The sequence below is a fragment of the Microvirga sp. GN3 genome (assembly GCF_055792825.1).
Genome location: NZ_JBVVAK010000166.1, coordinates 1 through 15,966, shown reverse-complemented (window position 1 = coordinate 15,966; position 15,966 = coordinate 1). Strand labels below are relative to the sequence as shown.

Below are 15,966 nucleotides of genomic sequence, written 5' to 3'. Positions count from 1 at the left end.
TCTTTCAACCACTTCGTTGGGGGTACCTGGACGATACTGGAGTTTCGGGATGACTGCCCGCTCAGCCGCGTAGCCGGCGCCGAATCCAGCGGCACCAAGGAGGAGAATGACCCACAGCATGTCTGTCCACCAAAAGCGCCCTGCGAGCCCTGGGCCAGGGCGTCATGACCGCCGCTACAAGAAGTTCTCACCTGGGCTGTCAGTTCCTTATCCTGGAGTATGATAACGGCTGCTGTCGCATGGCGCTGGGGCGGACACGGTTTTGAAATCTAATCCTGGCCTTCTGCGTAAGGGGCCAGCGACAGTTCTCCGGCGAGCAGCAAACGGGCGATTTCTGCCCGGATTGCTTCGGCTGTCTTAGATCCGACGCCATCGACCACATGCTCGATCTCGTCCGCCACAGCCCGGGGCTGGTCGAGGTTCCTAATGTTCGCCTTGTCGAGCGCAACCCAGGCATTACGCGGCAGATGCAATCCTTCGATGGGTCCTTTGCAGACAGCGTTGAATTCGCGAGACATTCCGATCTCCGAGCCAAAGAAGAAGTTGTAACCATTCGAAATTACGCATCCTAAACGATGCATCAGGAATGCCAGTCCCTACTGAAGGGTTACGCAGCGGCGATCGTTTCGCTCCAGATTGCGGCCGTAGGGTTCGTCATCCGGGCGGTTGGTCGATCCCTGTCCCATATGGCCCATCGGAAGTTCGTGGTGTTGCGGTTCTACTCGTTGGCGATCAGGATCGCCGTGCCGAGAAGCCCTATCGCACCGACCAAACTCAGCCATCTGAGAACGTGGCTCAATCGATCAGCTTTCGGCGGCTTCTGGTTGATGTCAGGCCAATCCTCATCGTCGAAATTGTCGGGCATCGGCAGATACAGCCTCTTCGCGCGATCGATCCATGCCATTGAGCCCAGCTCCCTCTCGCAGCTTCCGAGGGGCACAAATGGAAATTGTCTCGACAGGGCCGGTTCCACAAACGGCCTGCGAGGGGGCTGTGGCGGCTTGAGCGTCGTGATGAATCCCAGAATGCTCATCCCCGCGGGCACGACACATTTCGCAAACCAGGGCCAGGTTTGGTCCCGGCTGGTCTCTCCAAGGGATAAGGAAACTATCCGAAATTGAGAGGCGGAACGCTTCCGCTATGAGTGCATTATTTCAGCCGTCCACTGGTTGGCTCTGGGAAACGCCATGCCTCGCTTCTACTTCCACATCCGGCGCAACGGCCATGGCCTTAGCCGCGACGAGTCTGGCCTCGATTACCCGGATATAGCGACGGCCTGGAGCGCAGCGGTGCGAGCGGCCCCAGACCTCAAACAAATGTTCGCAGCCCAAGGCCACGATCCACGGGACCATGCCATCGAGGTCGCGAATGAGACCGGCGAGGTGGTGTTCCGCCTGCCGTTCTCCGAACATTTGAGGCCGTCTTTGCCGCACTCTCACGCCACCTACAAAATCGTCGGCAGCAATGTTGGCTGGCTGATTTTCTGCGACGATGAGTTTGTCGGCGGCTTCCCACAACGGTCCTCGGCGGAGTTGTTCGTCTGGGAGATGGTTGAGATCCGATGCGCCGAGCACAAGGCGTCGCAAGTCCTGCTGGAAGACGAATTCAGCTGCGAGAAGCACCTTTGCCGCTGCTTCAAGCAAGCGCCTGCCGGAACACGGCTGTCTTAGTCAAAGATCCCGACAGCCCTGCCGCTTGTTTGCTGTTCTATAACGATTTCTCCGACTCACGCGAACATTCTTCCTACTCCCGAAGAAGTGGCTTCCATCCGCGAATCTGCCTGTTGGAGCAGACGCGCGGGGGATCTCCGAATATTTGCCAGTAGCCGACGCGGGCTCTTGCGCTGATTGCCCAATACCCGACCGTCAGCGGGAGAACGGGTGGTGTCTCATCCTCAACCAGCCAGAGGATCACAGGCGTGCCGTCGCGCGGCGCAGAACTGGCCGGAGACCAGTTCTCCTGTGGACTCAATCGTCATCTCGCACGCGCCGCCAGCGGCGTTGAGAGCGGTCATCATCCCGGTCGCGTTCGCGATACACGCGCCGCTCATAGATGCGTCGTCCATATCCGTCGTCCGTGATGACCGTATCGACCCGGGTATGGACCCCATTTGAAGAGTTCGAGCTTGAGTTCGACGATGTGTTGCCGGCGTGGCTCGGCGTCGCAAGAACAAGGGCAACCAGGATCGAGAATGTGAACAGGTGTTTCACTGCGCTTCTCCAGGTTCCGAGTGGTCTGCGACCGGGCCACACCTGGCCTGAATGGTCGATGAAGAAAGCAATCCAAAAGGGGCTTACGCGCAAATTGCGACCTTAGTCGCTTGCAGCTGCTTCAACACACTCACTCTGGTGAAGATCGTGAAAACTGAGGCGCACCTTCGCGACGTGGCGGCTCAGGTCAGACGGAGCGCCCAGGCCGAGCGATGGGTTCATCTCGCCCGTCATGCAGTCAGCACCGCCTGCCAGTCTGAGTTGGACGGGGCGGTGGCGAAGGTGCGCCTCGAACTCATGGATGGCGAGCAGGGTTTGCGCATCCACATCGACATCAACCCGGCAGACATGTTTGCCATCGCTGCCGGAGGCGATCTGTGCCTCCTGCAGCAGGGGAGCAAGCGCCGTGGGCCATTCAACAACAGGGGCGTGACGGAGCGGCATGGAACACCCTCACTTAACACTTCGGCTCCTAGGTAACTAAGAGAGAGCCAAGCTTACGAGTTCCATACGTGGTTCAATGGGCGATCCCTGTCCTAATCAGGGGCCTTCCGCGAGGATGCGGCACGGGCGAGTTCCTCCCGGATCAATCGCGCCGTCTTGGGGCCAATGCCCGGCAGCGTGTGAATGTGGTCCGCCATGGCCCTGAGCCGGTCCAAGGTCGTGATGCCCTCGGTCCGCAGAGCCTCCCAGGCCTGGAAAGGCAAGCGCAGTCCCCGGATCGTCCACCAATGCGTTCCCACCGAGGATCAGGCATGTGCGTCACCTCCCGCCTTGATGTCAGGAGGCCCAGGATGGCGGCATGGGCAGCAAGCGGGCGAAGATCTGGCGGATCTTGCCGTAGCACTCGCACGCGAGCTCTTCGAGACCAGCCCGGTCCGCGATGATGATGCCGGCGCGCTGCTGGGTGATCAGGCCTCGCGTCTGAAGCGTGCCGAGAGCGATGCTGATCGTGGAGCGTTGCACGCCTAAAAACTCGGCCAGATCGGCATGGGTCAGCGGCAGAACGTCCTCATCCATCCGGTCCCGGGTGTTCAGGATCCAGCTGCAGCACCGGGCCTCCGCCGTGTGGATCGCATTGCAGGAGACGGTCTGAAAGGTCTGGGCCAGCAGCGCCTCGGTGTAGCTGAGAACCAATCGTCGGAGCGTGGCCCGGGTGCGCATCGCCTGCTGCACCCGGTCGAGGGCGATGCGGGAGGCGGTGCCGGGAACTAGTACCTTGTAGCGCCCGAAGGCCTCTCGCGAGACAATGGCGCTGATCAGGCCGAACAGCCCCTCGCGCCCGAAGGACGCCACCGCGACGAACTGGCCATCCTCCATGACGTTGATCAGGCCCACGATGGCATCATGCGGGAAGTAGGTGTAGCGGATGGTGTCGCCAGCTTCGTACAGGATGGTGCCTCTCGGCAGGCTTACGACCTCCAGGTCCGGCTCCAGATGGGCCAGATCCTCCGGCTCCAGGGCCGCCAGAAGCCAGTTGTCGTGGTGCCGTGGTTGCCTCTGGACCTGGGCCATGGCAGCGCCTCCGACCGACGCTTGGACCAGCAACCCATCAGATAACGCAGGAAAGGTGCGGTACGGTCCAAACGTGGCTTGCCTGCTCAGGGCAATTAGCAGAAACCCGTCCAGCCGGGAGACCGAGCGGGGCCTCTTTTCCTGAGCCGGACTTAGCAATGCACCCGTCAACGGTCTGCCTTCTCGCCACTCTCCGGACAGTCTTCTCGTGCACACGCGAGGCTGATAAGGCTGGGCGAGTTCGGAGATAGCCCATGAACGATGAGCGTCACGACGAGCAGGGACAACGCGAGAAGCTGACGGTCGCTCCATTAAGCTTGTCTACAACGGTATCTGCATCGCCCGATCCCTGCCAAAGGCAGAAGCAAACCGGGTCAGATTGCAGATCTTGAACGGAGGGGCAGGCAAGCCTCGCCTGAGTGAGATGGTTGGGACGGGGTTTTGCTAAGCCACCTAAGGCCGCTCGGAGCTTACTCGCTGGTCTTCCTCTTGGAAGGTGCGCGACGCTTAGGCCTTGAAGCCTCAGCCGGAGCCATTGCGGTCTCCTCCGGCACGGCAACTGCTTTCGCGGCGGTCTTCCGCCGCTGCTGGCCGAGGCCGCTGCTTCTGGCGAGTTCAGAGCGCCGCAGAGCATAGTTTGGCGCGACGATCGGATAGTCATCGGGGAGGCCCCACTTGGCACGGTACTGCTCGGGGGTTAGCCCCAGCTTTCCAAGATGGCGCTTGAGCATCTTGTACTTCTTGCCGTCTTCGAGACTGATCAGGTAGTCAGACGTGACAGACTTGCGGATCGAAACGACTGGCTCGCGCTTCCCAGGCTCCAGCTGCTTGGGAGCGACTAATCCCTGCAGCGCAGCATGTACGGACGCTATCACGGCCGGCAGCTCGGCCCGATGGACTGCATTGTTCGCCACATACGATGAAACGATGTCGGCGGTGATGCTGATAAGATCCAGCTTCTGCTGTTCTGCCTGATCCATAACTCATCCCATTACCGGGTATGGTGCAATCAGTTCGCCAAATACGTTGCGGGGTCAAGCATCTGCGCACGTCAGCACCTGTGGATGGAAATCCACCACCCCGGTTGAGGTGGCAGGATCATACCGCCGCGCCTATGAAGCGACTTGATTGATATAGGGGTATGCGCAGAGGGACTGGATGCGTCCGGTCTCAGCCGTAAGTGCGTTCCAGGCGCGACAACAAGCTTCGATGATGGCCTCTTCGTCGGCCAGCAACCGGTGCGAGAGATAGCGCTCGCGCAGATACAGCCAGATGCGCTCGACTGGGTTGAGGTCCGGCGCATAGGGCGGCAGCGACACCAGAGTGAGATGGGCTGGGACATGCAACGCTCGCTCGTCATGCCAACCCGCTCCGTCGAGTACCATCACAGCATGCGTGTCGTCCGGCAGAGTTCGGGCGAACTGCTCCAGGAACACGTCCATAGCGGCAGCCGAGACATGCGGGATCACCAGCGCGAAGTCCTCGCCGGTGGCCGGCCGCACGGCCGCAAAGATGTAGGCTGAGGCAAAGCGCTTGTCGCACAAGCCGGGTGCTCGTTCGCCCTTGATCCACCAGCGGTGCGCGATCCTGCCTTTCTGTCCGACGCGCGCTTCGTCTTGGAACCAGAGCTCAATGTACTGGCCGGGATGGGCGGCAGCAGCCGTTTCTACGGCTGACAGAAGCCCCCTTTTTCGAAGGCCGCGACCGCCTTGGCATCGCGCTGGGGATGAACCGGTCGGGTCTTTTGCCGCGACAGCCCCAACCGGCGCACGACGCGTGACATCGATTGCGGGCACATATGCTTGCCAAACCGCTCCTCGATGAAGCGACAGAGGTCTGGCAGCGTCCAACTCGAGGGTTCCCCTTTCTCCGGATCGGGACCACGCAGGATGCGGGCGATCAGGGCGGCCTCCTCGCCCTCGCTCAGGATAGGTCTGCGATGTCCCTTCGGATGATCGTAGAGCCCGGCCAGCCCCTCGGCGTTGAAGCGCTTGATGGCATCGCACAGGGACTGGCGCTCGATCCCGACCACCCGGGCCGCATCCGCCCGGCTCATGCCCTCCAGAGCATTGGCGATCGCCAGCATGCGCAAGGCAGCACGGCGATTGGGCTCCTTCTTGGCCCGGCGGCGCAGACCTGCAGGGCTGTCGATGTCGGTCCGGATTGTAAGCATCTGGCCCATGGCTGCCTCCATCCTGCCAAACTGGATGGGATCACGTCCTCGCCTAAGGGAAAAGCTCGCCAGAGTCACTTCAACTGCGCGGCGGTATGAGAGGCTGGTGAGCAATTATCTTTCGCCTTTGCGGGTGAGGCGCCGGAGCAGGATGCGGCTCATCGCGAGATAGAGCAGCATCTCGCCGGTTTCGACGAAGCGCTCATAGTCCTTGGCCAGCCGCCGGTTGGTGGTGAGCCCGCCGATCGTTCGCTCCACCACCCATCTGCGTGCGAGCACCTGAAAGCCGCTCGGACGCGTCGGCGGCTCCGCGCCGATCCGTGTCCAGACGCCGCCTGTCCACCAATGCTGCGGGATGGATAATCTCCAGCCCAATGCCTTCTGGAGCCAGTCCTTCAACCCACGATAAGCCGTGTCCGCCCACATCAGCTCAATGGCAGGAAACAGATGCTGCAGGCCCGACAACAAAATCTCGGCTCCGGCGCGGTCATGGATGTCGGCTGGACGCACGCTGTTCTTCAGCAGATTGCCTTGCGTATCAACGAGAAGATGGCGCTTGCGGCCCTTCACCTTCTTGGCGCCATCATAGCCACGCGGTCCACCCATCTCAGAGGTCTTGACCGATTGGCTATCGATGATGGCCGCACTCGGCTGAGGAGCCCGGCCGATCGTGCGACGGTAGCTCTCGCGCAACACGCGCGTGACCTGCTCCCAAGTGCCGTTCTCGCGCCACTGAGCATAATGGTAGAAGACGGCGTAGCGCGGGGGATATTCGTGCGGCAGCATCCGCCATTGGGCGCCGGTGCGCAGCAGATAGAAGATCGCGTCGATGATGCGCCGTAACGGATAGGTCTGTCGCCGTCCGGCCGGATGGCTGCGGGGGATCAGCGGTTCGAGCAGCACCCATTCCGCATCGGTGAGATCGCTGGCGTAGGAACAGACGTCCATGACATTGGTGCATAATTCAGCGTGGCGGCTGACGTTAAGATGACCCGGCGGGTATAGAGGCGGTCCACTGATGCCGAGTGTCGTATGCCCTACAAGGAAAATGAAAAGCACCGCCACAGAATCCCAAAGGCCCGCTACCGCGTGAAGAATTGGCCGGATTATGATGCCGCGCTGCGCCGCCGCGGCGACTTGACCATCTGGGTGACGGCTGAAGCGATCGAGGCATGGACGCCGGCATATACGGGCCGACGTGGTCGACCACAGCGATACTCCGAGATGGTCGTCGAAACGGGCCTGATGCTGCGGCTGGCATTTGCCCGACCCTGGCGCCAGACCGAAGGCATGCTGGCCTCGATCATGCGACTGCTCGGCCTGGAGCTTCCGGTCCCCGATCACACCACCTTCTCCCGCCGCAGTGTCGACCTGACCGTCGCTAAGGCGTTCGGCACAGCACGCGGGCCGGTGAACGTGGTGATCGACTCCACCGGCCTGAAGGTGTTTGGGGCCGGCGAATGGCAGCGCGAGAAGCATGGTGGAAAAGGGCGCAGGTCCTGGCGCAAGTTACACCTCGCTGTTGATCCCGATACCAGTGAGATCCTTGCCTCCGAGCTGACGACCACTGAAGACGGCGATGCCTCACAGGTCGGGCCCTTGCTGGATCAGATCTCGGGCCCGATCGCTTCAGTCACGGCTGATGGCGCGTACGATGGTGAGCCCGTCTATCGTATCATTGCCGAGCGGAACGCTGCCACTACCGTGATCATCCCACCACGATCAACAGCGGTGCTGAGCGACACGGCCGAGACGGAACCCACGCAGCGGGACCGGCACCTCCAGATGATCCAAGAGCGCAGTCGGCTCGGCTGGCAGAAGGCGGTCAACTACGGCCGGCGATCACTGGGCGAGGTTGCGATGATGCGCTACAAGACCCTGATCGGTCGCCGCCTCTCCGCCCGGACTCTGCCTACGCAAAAGGCTGAAGCGGCCGCGGGCTGCAAGGTCCTCAACGTCATGACGCGGCTTGGCATGCCCGTGTCCCAGCGCATCGCATGAGCCCGCCGTCAGGGGGAGAACGCGGCCCACATCTGAATTACGCACCAAAGTCCAAGTGGACCGCTCGACCCAGGATCCCACAATGCCTGCGAATGTCCGAAGTGAGTTGGACCGCCGACCTTCCAAGCCCATCACTCTCCATCGCAGGTTCACCCCGAGCGGACCTCGCCCTGGTTGGATCTCTTCCCTGATAACTGACCAATGCTGGTCGATAGCGCGTTCCGCAATTCCCGTCTTTCCCGAATTACGCACTCCAAGGCTGCGCAGGCTGATCCTCGACCTGGGTTCGTTCGAACCAGAGCGAGACGGTCACGGTGATCAGGCGCTCTTTGCTTTCGTTGCAGACCTCAACGATGACAACATGGTTCGAGGGTTCCAGAGGCATGTCCTTCGCGATCTCTCCGGCAAGGCCCACGGCGTGGGCTTTGGCAGAGCCCAGGTCCTCGAACTCCTCGCCGGCACGATCGGGACGGAATTCCAGCCCCTCGCGGATGTCGAAAAAGTAGCGCGGCATGGCTGTGCATCCCTGGCGGATGGTAGCCATAACGCTCAGGTGGGCATTGTGTTCGCCGGTCCAGATAGGCGCCTACCGGAAATCATGCCCCTGATCGAGGCTCCGGCTTGGAGCCGTCGGCCTGAGCCCGGCGCTCCTCTTCCTCCGCAAGCCCTTCAAGGCGCTTGGCCGTCTCAAGGAGTTGCTCGCGGGCCTCATCGACCGAGAGCTTCTGGACAATCGCCCGGATCTCCCGCGCCTGATGGCGATATTCAGCCGCCTTATCGTGACAGGGATGTTGCACGGCCTACTGCCTCCACCACAGCCCGAGATTATCCCCTACAGCCAAGGGGGCGACGCCGGCGCGATAGGGGTTGGAGAACCTCCCGATCGGCCGGCGTCGGGGCCTCGCCATCAAGGCCGTCCAGCGGACCAGGCCATGAGAGGCCACTGACCTCAGCCTACTCCCGTAAGCCGCCACTTCGAAGCTCTCCTTTGGTTGAGGCCACTCCTCGAATCCTCCGCGGATTGGGCGGTATGAAACGGGAACTCTCATCGGCATGAGAGCCATCCGTGAACCGATAAGGGTCCGGCGGGAGCCATGGCTTGGGGGCTGGATGGCCTACTCATGACACCCTCCGGAAGTCCGTTCGACTTCCGCAACAGAGGACAACCGGACGTTTACCGAGGACCTAATCGTGTTCTTTCAGTGCCCCGGTGATCCCCTTTCAACCGCCTGTCCTGCTCATGTGACGCCCAATCGCCGGACGGTCATGCAGACGGTCGGTGATGAAGTCGTGCCGCTTCGGTTTGCGGCTGATCGCTTCCGCAATCGCCTGCTCCAAGCTCTCGTTTCCCTCGGACGAGCGCAGCGGCGTCCTCAGGTCGGCCATGTCATCCTGGCCGAGGCACATGAAGAGCTATCCGGTGCAGGTCAGGCGCACGCGGTTGCAGCTTTCGCAGAATGTGTCTCGGTCGGAGCCCTTAGTCTCGGCGGGTCCCAATGTGGTATTATTGAGCGGCGCAATCCGCTGAGACGATCCTGGGATGACGGAGGAAGTCATGGCACACCGTGAACAGCATGGGAATCGCGAGGCCAAGAAGCCGAAGAAAGACAAACCCACAGGAGCTGTGACCGCTCAGTCCACAAAATGGACTGTGAGCGAGATCGTCGAGGATCGGACTGTCTCCAAGCACTAGAATTCAGCCCCTGAGCAGAGAACCTCCGGTACAATTTTGCGAGCAGGGGTACGGGACGGAACGGCTGCGGGCGAGCTCGCGTTGGATAGCTGAACTTAACCTAGGTTAAGGAGGCCACGCATGCGCCTCAAACCAAAACAGCTTCTCCTGACCTGTGTCGCAGCGGCTGGCGTGATCGCTGGCACGCTGCAGACGGTCCGGGCCCAAGGTCAGCCTCGGTCGTCCGAGACCCTCAAAATCGAGAGCACCGGACCGCAGGATCCGCGCTCGACCGGGTCGGTCGGCCGCTCGGATGCGCCGCTCAGCGACAAGCTCGAACGCACCGATGGTGTAATCCGCCCGCCGGCCAACATTGCCCCCGACATGGCCGTGCGCCCCCCGGTCGCGAACCCGGGCACGACCCTTGTCATCCCCCCGCCGGGCAGTCCGGGCGGCGACCAGAGCGTCGACCCGAAGTGACCACAATCGCCTGAGGCCACCATGCCGCTTGCGCCAGACACTGCTCCGCTCGACCAGATCATCGAGTTCGCCCACAAGATCATCGACGCGCGCCCGCCCTGTGCCGGCTCAGCCTCAGAGATCGCCGTGTGGGCCCGCGAGATCCGGGAGCGCCGGCCCAGCCGTGAGGAGCTGGCGGCCTTGGTGGATGCCACCTGCCCGGGTCTGCCCGAGGATCAGAGAACCCAGCTGATCGAAGGCTTGCGGGCGTTTGTTCGCTTTGCCGAGAGCTGAACCGTCCCTGTGGAACTCGCCTCAGTACAGGACGTTGCCGCGCCATAGCCTAGCCGTCGCAATGTTCAATCATGCCGCAGCCACCCCTTCGAGTCTGGGTCAGGAACAGCTGGTCAGACGGATCCTCCGCCGCGTAGGCCTGCGGACGGCGGAGAGCGAACAGTCAAGGCCGACTGCCAGTAGGAGAGTTGCCGCGTCCATTCCCTCCCCGACAGGAGACACCTCATGGTCGACCTCGGTTCATGACACGACATCATCCTCCTTCCCACCTACTCTGGGTCCGCCGCATTTCGCGTCCTATTTCTGAGCTGAATACCCGCTGGGAATTGCAGGGCCGGTGGGACTCGTGCCTGCAGCGTCTTGGTCACTTGCCGCCCTTTGCGCGTGCGGCACGGTGCCTAACCGGTAACCATCCTTAAAACCGGCGAAAGCCGACCTCATTGAAGTAAAGATCCGCCAGATGCGGGGCGACCCCATCAGTTCTTACTCCGTTTCCTGTTACGCTAAGCGCTCCCGGTCGCCCGCTCCCACCGCTGTTCTACAACCGTCACGACGCGGGCCAGGAGTGGGCATCTCTGCCGCAATTCAGCTCCTGAATACGTATCATAGGACATGGATGTTGTTCTGGACCCTCTTTACTATTCTGACCAAGATTTCGGCGGCTGAATCTCCGAAACAAGGAGTTTGCGACGAGTACCGGTAGCTGATCGGGTACTGCCAGTGCCAGCGCACGCACAGCAGGATGATCTCGACAAGACAGTTCCTCGACTGGCGTTCTTCATTAAACTGCCAAGGTTGATGCAACGGAGCCCTTGATAGACAGGCTGAGACCTGTGCGGGTCAACCACGGCCGCCAAGGCTCATTCGTCTCAGAACATTTTCTTTCCACACAGCGGCTGAACCGGCGGCCCTACATTTTTCTGGGACTGTTGCATTAACCTTGGCAGTTTAGACCGTGGTAGCTACCTGAGGAGCCGCCTCATTGTCCTTGTTCAAGCGCCGTCGCTTTCCGGTTGAGATCATCCTGCTGTGCGTGCGCTGGTACTGCAAGTACGGCATCAGCTACCGCGACCTGTCTGAGATGATGCAGGAACGTGGCGTCGAGGTTGATCCATCCACCATTTTCAGATGGGTTCAGCGCTACGCACCGGAGATCGAGAAGCGGGTGCGCCCGTACCAGGGACGGCGATCCGGCTCATGGCGCGTGGATGAGACTTATGTGCGGGTGGGCGGCACGTGGAAGTATTTCTTTCGCGCCATCGACAAGCACGGTCAGCTGGTCGACTTCATGCTGTCAGATTGCCGCAACACCAGAGCCGCTTATCGGTTCCTCCGAAAGGCAGTGAAATCGATGAGCGACTACCCTCCATCATCCATCACAACCGACAAACTGGCCTCGTATCCCAAGGCGATCCGGCGCTTACAAAACGAAAGGATGCTGTCGAAGGATGTCGAACACCGCACCTCAAAATATCTCAACAACATCATCGAGGCGGACCACGGCGCGCTCAAGCGTGTGATCCGGCCAACCCGCGGATTCCAGACGATGAGAACCGCCTCTGCGACCCTGAAGGGCTTTGAAGTGATGCGCATGATCCGCCGCGGCCACTGTGTCTTGGCACAGTCCGGCGCGACAGGCGAAATCCGCCTTGTGAACCAGCTCTTCGGCCTTGCAGCTTGAGTGGCCCAGTCGACTGGGTTCGTCATGCCCTTTCCAGATTAATGCAACAAAGCCGGATCCGAGTTTGTCCGTCACAATGACCCTCGGCGTGTAGCACAAATCCTTCAGCAGCTTGCGAAAGAAACGCTTTGCTGCCTTTTTGTTGCGGCGGCTCTGCACCAGAACATCGAGCACGTTTCCGTGCTGATCAACCGCTCGCCAGAGATAGTGCAGTTTGCCTCGGATACGGACAAACACCTCATCCAGAAACCATTTGTCTCCTGGTCGCGGTCGGCGCCGCTTGAGGCTATTGGCGTAAGCTCGTCCGAAGCGCAAGCTCAAGTCGCGGATCGTCTCGTAGCTGACCACGACGCCCCGCGCCGCCAAGATCAGCTCGACCTCCCGCGAGCTCAGGCTGAAGCCGTGATACAATCAGACGGCTTGGTTGATGATTTCGGCCGGGAAGCGGAAGCCGCGGTACGGATTGGGTGTCGTGGTCATGCCCGGGACCCTGCCATAGACGCCGAACTCTCGCCAACCTGACAATACCACGAGCTGCGGTGAGGAGCCGCTGCCTTTCTGAGACAGCCGCTCATCTTGCGACGTTTCGTGGCCCGCGGTTGAGACGAGCGATCTTCTGCAAAACGGGCCGAAAATATAACCCGTTCTATAACTCAGGTGCCTTGATCTGCTTGGCCTCGATGGCCTCTCCGCCTGCGACATCGACTCCCTGAGGTCGCGCTCTTTACGAACCATTAAGCCTAATCTGGCCTGACTACCGCTTCGGCATCTATACGGCGGATGAACGGGCTATCCTGCCACCATTCAGCCGTGGTGCCCGATCATGGCACCACTACGAGTGAACCACTCGGGTGGGACCACTCGGCAACGGTGCCTTCAACCGGTGTCCTTGTAAAACAACGCAGAAACGTACTGCCTCAGAGGTAATAATGATGACCTATTACGGAACCGATTTCGATGATGACTTCGATGGCTCAGACTACTTCGATACCATCATCGGGTATGACGGCGACGACCTGCTCTACGGCTTTGATGGCGACGATGATATCTATGGCGGCTACGATCACGACACGATCTCTGGCGGTTTTGGAGATGACTACCTGAGTGGCAGCGCTGGCCACGACGACCTTTATGGCAACGCCGGCTGGGATGACCTGTATGGCGGCTCAGGTCTTGACTACCTGTCAGGCGGCTCTGGCGAGGACCTTCTTTCCGGCGGCTCCGGGCGTGACACCCTCAGTGGTGGCGCCGGCGAGGATGTCTTCGTCTTCACCAAAGGCACCTCTGGTCTGTCGAGCAGCACGGTCGATACGATCACCGATTGGAACCGATCCTACGACTCGATCGACATGACCATCAAAGGGACGTCGCGCAACTACCGCGAGGTCAGCACAGACGCGTTGTCCATTTCAACCGCTGCCTCCGATGCCGACTTCTTGTATGGCGATACGAGCATCAGGCACGTGTTCCTCTACAACTCCGATATCGACAGGGGTTACCTCGTGTCCGATCTCAATGCCGACGGCCTGTTCGAAACCGGTGTTGTGCTCAAGAGCGCGGGGCTCGCTTCGGACATGAGCTATCTCTTCATCATCTAAGCACGCCGGGCCTCCTCCGAAGGTAGTCAGGAGGAGGCTTCGACAGCGCCAGAGACGAGCATGCTCTCTCTGCCCTACTCAGGGAGCAGCGGGCAAACTGCCCGCATGCTTGTCGACACACCGGTGTGATGATGCGAGAGCTTCCATCCACCATGTTGATCCCGTGGCCCCTGACGCAACCCCTGAGAGGGATGGTAGGGCTGCCCGCTCTCCCGAGCTTCCGGCATGGTCGTGGCAATCCTCAGCAGGCTGCCACGCCTCCGCACCTTTAGGTGCCCCGCATCAAACTCTGACGTTAATTTCTGCCGCCTCAAATGAGGCCGAGAAAATTATCGAGTCTTCGCTGAGGTACGGCCACTGACAGACGCCACTACGCAATTTTGTTCCCATCACCTCTGTCGTTTGGCCTTAGAGCAGCAGGTCGGCCCGCAAGACCGCCAAACCGTCACAATCCCAAGCAAGTTTGTAGCTTCGGCTTCGCCCGGCGTCATCTCGCAATGACCCCGCTCCCGAAGCCGCGGCACCGGCCAGCAATTCGATTTCCTCAGTCGATGCGAGCGACCTTTGGAGGAGATCTCGCTGACCAGTGCCACCTCTTTCACCCCTTCTCGGCCACCCAGCATAAATGCTTGATCAGCTATAGCTTGGTACGGGCGGAGGGACTCGCCCTCCACAGCTTGCGCCGCTGGAACCTAAATCCAGTGCGTCTCCCAATTCCGCCACGCCCGCACGTGGTGGGCCCGCCCGGACTCGAACCGGGAACCAGACCGTTATGAGCGGCCGGCTCTAACCATTGAGTGACAGGCCCACGCCTCCCGGAATGTGCCGCATTCATGAATGGCTGGCTATATCAGGAAAGGCACACCGGCACGGAACTCCTAGAGACCGAGGCCTTTAGGAGTCAGGTCACTGTCACTGAGGATCCCATGCCTGAGATCCCCGAACCCTCGTCTCGCGACCGAACCACGCTCTTCAAGCTGCGGGCGCAGCAATGCCGCTATGTTGTCTCGGACGAAACCGAGGCGATCTTCTGCGGTGCCCCGACCGATGACGGATCCAGCTGGTGCCCTTGGCATCGACGGCTGGTCTATACCAGGCCAGCTTCCGGTGGTGTGAGGACTGGGCGTGGGTTCGCCCTTCCCGGTCCTCGCTAGAGCGGGCCAAGGAGAAATCGCGGAACGACAAGCAACCGTGAAATCAATGGGGAGCAGCCTTGCTGCGGATCTGCTCATCAACCAAGGCCTTGGCCTCCTCGATCACAGCCTCGCGCGCCCTTATCCCCCCGTGTGCGGCAACTCTCTAAAGGCTAGGCTGCTTCCCGGCTCATAGATGAAGACCTGCCATCCGGGTCCGGCGGTCCGGACTACCGGGCGGTAGTCGCGATAGTGACTCTCTTCTGTCATTCCTGTCCTCGGCGGTAGCGCAAGCGACCGAGGTAGGTAGGGTCTGTCGCCCACGAGGAAATGGCCAATGTGCTCCAGTTGAGGATCTTTCCGGACATGGCCTGTCAGGGATCGCCCTGCCTTACTCTTGGTTAACCCTTCTTCCAATCGGGCTCTTTGGACCGGGAGCCTCTATCGCCTGGCGCAGTTCTCTCGGCAGTTAGGTTTCCGAGGATCATCCGATGACCAGGAACTCTCTCTACCTCGCCGCGCTCTCCACGCTCTTGCTGTCGGCGGCCTGGCAGCCGACGCAGGCTGCCAGCTTCGACTGTGCCAAGGCCGCGGCCCCCGACGAAAAGACCATCTGCGCCGATCGCCAGCTCAATGATGCGGACGTCGAGATGTCCGTCCTCTACACCCAGCTCAAGCCGCTTCTTGGCATGGGCGCCCGCGGCGACATGGAGGATGAGCAGGCCGCCTGGCTCAAACGGCGGGCCAGCTGCGGAGATGATCGTGCCTGCGTGAGCAAGGCTTATGACGACCGGATCCGCCAGCTGCGGAATGGATTTGAGGCGCTCGCCAAGCGGGGACCATTCTGACCACAGCCGACATGGACCTTCACCCGACAAGATCCGACCCATCGCCATTCCATCACATTGGATCGGCAGGGTCTCCTCTCTCATGCGTGAGGAGACGCTCGATGGCCACGTCGCAGTTTACGGAAGACGAGATCACGGCCCGGGCCCAGCAGCTCGCCGACGCGCCGGGGCCTGGCTGGGAGACGGTTCTTGCCAATGAGCGGGTTGGAAAGGACATCGCCGAGATCGGAGACCATAAGGAAGTGTGCTGGGGTGGACGGGGCTCCGTTGCATTAACTTGGAACGGTCACAACGAATCCAGTCGAACGGGTCGTTCAGGCTGCAAGGCCGAACAACTGGTTGACGAGACGGATTTCGCCTTTCGCTCCTGCCTCTCGCAGAA

Annotated in this window: 21 protein-coding genes, 2 tRNA genes and 3 pseudogenes; 11 read left to right on the top strand and 15 right to left on the bottom strand. The window is 60.9% G+C overall.

Going from position 1 to position 15,966, the window contains the following annotated elements; all coding sequences use genetic code 11:
- Window positions 1–269: 269 nt before the first annotated feature.
- Both ACS5Q1_RS39970 and ACS5Q1_RS39965 read right to left on the bottom strand, forming a co-directional pair.
- Window positions 270–518 carry a hypothetical protein gene (locus tag ACS5Q1_RS39970; RefSeq protein ID WP_473103440.1) on the bottom strand — a complete coding sequence of 83 codons (249 nt, stop codon included), beginning with the start codon at window positions 516–518 and terminating at the stop codon, window positions 270–272.
- 200 nt (window positions 519–718) lie between these two features.
- The gene (locus ACS5Q1_RS39965; RefSeq protein WP_473103439.1) at window positions 719–904 is read right to left on the bottom strand and encodes a hypothetical protein; all 186 of its coding nucleotides are present in this window, start codon (window positions 902–904) and stop codon (window positions 719–721) included.
- Between the two features lie 283 nt (window positions 905–1,187).
- On the opposite strand from ACS5Q1_RS39965, the gene ACS5Q1_RS39960 reads away from it, so the two are divergent.
- Window positions 1,188–1,670 carry a DUF6894 family protein gene (locus ACS5Q1_RS39960; RefSeq protein ID WP_473103438.1) on the top strand — a complete coding sequence of 161 codons (483 nt, stop codon included), beginning with the start codon at window positions 1,188–1,190 and terminating at the stop codon, window positions 1,668–1,670.
- Between the two features lie 297 nt (window positions 1,671–1,967).
- On the opposite strand, the gene ACS5Q1_RS39955 is transcribed toward ACS5Q1_RS39960, so the two are convergent.
- Window positions 1,968–2,210, bottom strand: coding sequence for a hypothetical protein (locus tag ACS5Q1_RS39955; RefSeq protein ID WP_473103437.1), 243 nt, complete (start codon window positions 2,208–2,210; stop codon window positions 1,968–1,970).
- A 147-nt stretch (window positions 2,211–2,357) separates the two neighbouring features.
- Here ACS5Q1_RS39955 and ACS5Q1_RS39950 point away from each other — a divergent pair, with 147 nt between their 5' ends.
- Window positions 2,358–2,690 carry a hypothetical protein gene (locus tag ACS5Q1_RS39950; protein ID WP_473103436.1) on the top strand — a complete coding sequence of 111 codons (333 nt, stop codon included), beginning with the start codon at window positions 2,358–2,360 and terminating at the stop codon, window positions 2,688–2,690.
- Window positions 2,691–2,746: 56 nt separating this feature from the next.
- Here the strand turns inward: ACS5Q1_RS39950 and ACS5Q1_RS39945 are convergent, their stop codons facing one another.
- From ACS5Q1_RS39945 to ACS5Q1_RS39920, 6 genes are all read right to left on the bottom strand, one after another.
- Window positions 2,747–2,917, bottom strand: a complete 171-nt coding sequence (locus ACS5Q1_RS39945; RefSeq protein ID WP_473103435.1) for a helix-hairpin-helix domain-containing protein — start codon at window positions 2,915–2,917, stop codon at window positions 2,747–2,749.
- 73 nt (window positions 2,918–2,990) lie between these two features.
- Window positions 2,991–3,725: a Crp/Fnr family transcriptional regulator gene (locus ACS5Q1_RS39940; protein ID WP_473103434.1), complete on the bottom strand. Its 735-nt coding sequence runs from the start codon at window positions 3,723–3,725 to the stop codon at window positions 2,991–2,993.
- A gap of 470 nt (window positions 3,726–4,195) precedes the next feature.
- Window positions 4,196–4,705, bottom strand: coding sequence for a Ros/MucR family transcriptional regulator (locus tag ACS5Q1_RS39935; RefSeq protein WP_473103433.1), 510 nt, complete (start codon window positions 4,703–4,705; stop codon window positions 4,196–4,198).
- Between the two features lie 132 nt (window positions 4,706–4,837).
- Window positions 4,838–5,404, bottom strand: a complete 567-nt coding sequence (locus tag ACS5Q1_RS39930) for an IS630 family transposase (RefSeq protein ID WP_473103441.1) — start codon at window positions 5,402–5,404, stop codon at window positions 4,838–4,840.
- Window positions 5,392–5,907 carry an IS630 family transposase gene (locus tag ACS5Q1_RS39925; protein ID WP_473103432.1) on the bottom strand — a complete coding sequence of 172 codons (516 nt, stop codon included), beginning with the start codon at window positions 5,905–5,907 and terminating at the stop codon, window positions 5,392–5,394. The genes ACS5Q1_RS39930 and ACS5Q1_RS39925 overlap by 13 nt, the downstream gene beginning before the upstream one ends.
- Window positions 5,908–6,012: 105 nt before the next feature.
- Window positions 6,013–6,846: an IS5 family transposase gene (locus ACS5Q1_RS39920; RefSeq protein ID WP_473103431.1), complete on the bottom strand. Its 834-nt coding sequence runs from the start codon at window positions 6,844–6,846 to the stop codon at window positions 6,013–6,015.
- 84 nt (window positions 6,847–6,930) lie between these two features.
- Between ACS5Q1_RS39920 and ACS5Q1_RS39915 the strand changes: the two genes are divergently transcribed.
- On the top strand, window positions 6,931–7,899 hold the full coding sequence (locus tag ACS5Q1_RS39915) for an IS5 family transposase (RefSeq protein WP_473103430.1): 969 nt from the start codon (window positions 6,931–6,933) through the stop codon (window positions 7,897–7,899).
- A gap of 244 nt (window positions 7,900–8,143) precedes the next feature.
- Here the strand turns inward: ACS5Q1_RS39915 and ACS5Q1_RS39910 are convergent, their stop codons facing one another.
- From ACS5Q1_RS39910 to ACS5Q1_RS39900, 3 genes and pseudogenes are all read right to left on the bottom strand, one after another.
- A complete protein-coding gene (locus ACS5Q1_RS39910; RefSeq protein WP_473097978.1) occupies window positions 8,144–8,413 on the bottom strand; it encodes a DUF6894 family protein in 270 nt (89 codons plus the stop codon).
- Between the two features lie 82 nt (window positions 8,414–8,495).
- Complete coding sequence (locus ACS5Q1_RS39905) at window positions 8,496–8,696, bottom strand: hypothetical protein (RefSeq protein WP_473103429.1); 201 nt, start codon at window positions 8,694–8,696, stop codon at window positions 8,496–8,498.
- A gap of 424 nt (window positions 8,697–9,120) precedes the next feature.
- Window positions 9,121–9,357: pseudogene (locus ACS5Q1_RS39900) on the bottom strand (GTP 3',8-cyclase MoaA); the annotation flags it as partial.
- A 97-nt stretch (window positions 9,358–9,454) separates the two neighbouring features.
- On the opposite strand from ACS5Q1_RS39900, the gene ACS5Q1_RS39895 reads away from it, so the two are divergent.
- The 4 genes from ACS5Q1_RS39895 to ACS5Q1_RS39880 all read left to right on the top strand — a co-directional run bounded on the left by ACS5Q1_RS39895 (window position 9,455) and on the right by ACS5Q1_RS39880 (window position 12,005).
- A complete protein-coding gene (locus ACS5Q1_RS39895) occupies window positions 9,455–9,592 on the top strand; it encodes a hypothetical protein (RefSeq protein WP_473103428.1) in 138 nt (45 codons plus the stop codon).
- A 120-nt stretch (window positions 9,593–9,712) separates the two neighbouring features.
- Window positions 9,713–10,051: a hypothetical protein gene (locus tag ACS5Q1_RS39890; RefSeq protein WP_473103427.1), complete on the top strand. Its 339-nt coding sequence runs from the start codon at window positions 9,713–9,715 to the stop codon at window positions 10,049–10,051.
- 21 nt (window positions 10,052–10,072) lie between these two features.
- Window positions 10,073–10,324: a hypothetical protein gene (locus ACS5Q1_RS39885; protein WP_473103426.1), complete on the top strand. Its 252-nt coding sequence runs from the start codon at window positions 10,073–10,075 to the stop codon at window positions 10,322–10,324.
- Between the two features lie 982 nt (window positions 10,325–11,306).
- On the top strand, window positions 11,307–12,005 hold the full coding sequence (locus ACS5Q1_RS39880; RefSeq protein WP_473103425.1) for an IS6 family transposase: 699 nt from the start codon (window positions 11,307–11,309) through the stop codon (window positions 12,003–12,005).
- Between the two features lie 54 nt (window positions 12,006–12,059).
- Here ACS5Q1_RS39880 and ACS5Q1_RS39875 read toward each other — a convergent pair.
- Window positions 12,060–12,485, bottom strand: a pseudogene (locus tag ACS5Q1_RS39875) (IS6 family transposase); the annotation flags it as partial.
- Between the two features lie 449 nt (window positions 12,486–12,934).
- Here ACS5Q1_RS39875 and ACS5Q1_RS39870 point away from each other — a divergent pair.
- Window positions 12,935–13,603, top strand: coding sequence for a calcium-binding protein (locus tag ACS5Q1_RS39870; RefSeq protein WP_473103424.1), 669 nt, complete (start codon window positions 12,935–12,937; stop codon window positions 13,601–13,603).
- Between the two features lie 645 nt (window positions 13,604–14,248).
- Here the strand turns inward: ACS5Q1_RS39870 and ACS5Q1_RS39865 are convergent.
- Window positions 14,249–14,332, bottom strand: a tRNA-Leu gene (locus ACS5Q1_RS39865).
- Window positions 14,333–14,335: 3 nt separating this feature from the next.
- A tRNA-Ile gene (locus ACS5Q1_RS39860) sits at window positions 14,336–14,411 on the bottom strand.
- Window positions 14,412–14,436: 25 nt separating this feature from the next.
- Here ACS5Q1_RS39860 and ACS5Q1_RS39855 point away from each other — a divergent pair.
- The 3 genes and pseudogenes from ACS5Q1_RS39855 to ACS5Q1_RS39845 all read left to right on the top strand — a co-directional run.
- Complete coding sequence (locus ACS5Q1_RS39855; protein ID WP_473103423.1) at window positions 14,437–14,757, top strand: GcrA family cell cycle regulator; 321 nt, start codon at window positions 14,437–14,439, stop codon at window positions 14,755–14,757.
- Window positions 14,758–15,227: 470 nt separating this feature from the next.
- Window positions 15,228–15,584 carry a lysozyme inhibitor LprI family protein gene (locus tag ACS5Q1_RS39850; RefSeq protein WP_473103422.1) on the top strand — a complete coding sequence of 119 codons (357 nt, stop codon included), beginning with the start codon at window positions 15,228–15,230 and terminating at the stop codon, window positions 15,582–15,584.
- Window positions 15,585–15,685: 101 nt separating this feature from the next.
- Window positions 15,686–15,966: pseudogene (locus ACS5Q1_RS39845) on the top strand (hypothetical protein); the annotation flags it as partial.

Coding starts and splice junctions, on each gene's coding strand:
- ACS5Q1_RS39970 (WP_473103440.1), bottom strand. CDS start 518: ATGTCTCGCGAATTCAACGCTGTCTGCAAAGGACCCATCGAAGGATTG.
- ACS5Q1_RS39965 (WP_473103439.1), bottom strand. CDS start 904: ATGGCATGGATCGATCGCGCGAAGAGGCTGTATCTGCCGATGCCCGAC.
- ACS5Q1_RS39960 (WP_473103438.1), top strand. CDS start 1,188: ATGCCTCGCTTCTACTTCCACATCCGGCGCAACGGCCATGGCCTTAGC.
- ACS5Q1_RS39940 (WP_473103434.1), bottom strand. CDS start 3,725: ATGGCCCAGGTCCAGAGGCAACCACGGCACCACGACAACTGGCTTCTG.
- ACS5Q1_RS39935 (WP_473103433.1), bottom strand. CDS start 4,705: ATGGATCAGGCAGAACAGCAGAAGCTGGATCTTATCAGCATCACCGCC.
- ACS5Q1_RS39925 (WP_473103432.1), bottom strand. CDS start 5,907: ATGGGCCAGATGCTTACAATCCGGACCGACATCGACAGCCCTGCAGGT.
- ACS5Q1_RS39920 (WP_473103431.1), bottom strand. CDS start 6,846: ATGGACGTCTGTTCCTACGCCAGCGATCTCACCGATGCGGAATGGGTG.
- ACS5Q1_RS39915 (WP_473103430.1), top strand. CDS start 6,931: ATGCCCTACAAGGAAAATGAAAAGCACCGCCACAGAATCCCAAAGGCC.
- ACS5Q1_RS39910 (WP_473097978.1), bottom strand. CDS start 8,413: ATGCCGCGCTACTTTTTCGACATCCGCGAGGGGCTGGAATTCCGTCCC.
- ACS5Q1_RS39895 (WP_473103428.1), top strand. CDS start 9,455: ATGGCACACCGTGAACAGCATGGGAATCGCGAGGCCAAGAAGCCGAAG.
- ACS5Q1_RS39890 (WP_473103427.1), top strand. CDS start 9,713: ATGCGCCTCAAACCAAAACAGCTTCTCCTGACCTGTGTCGCAGCGGCT.
- ACS5Q1_RS39885 (WP_473103426.1), top strand. CDS start 10,073: ATGCCGCTTGCGCCAGACACTGCTCCGCTCGACCAGATCATCGAGTTC.
- ACS5Q1_RS39870 (WP_473103424.1), top strand. CDS start 12,935: ATGATGACCTATTACGGAACCGATTTCGATGATGACTTCGATGGCTCA.
- ACS5Q1_RS39855 (WP_473103423.1), top strand. CDS start 14,437: ATGAATGGCTGGCTATATCAGGAAAGGCACACCGGCACGGAACTCCTA.
- ACS5Q1_RS39850 (WP_473103422.1), top strand. CDS start 15,228: ATGACCAGGAACTCTCTCTACCTCGCCGCGCTCTCCACGCTCTTGCTG.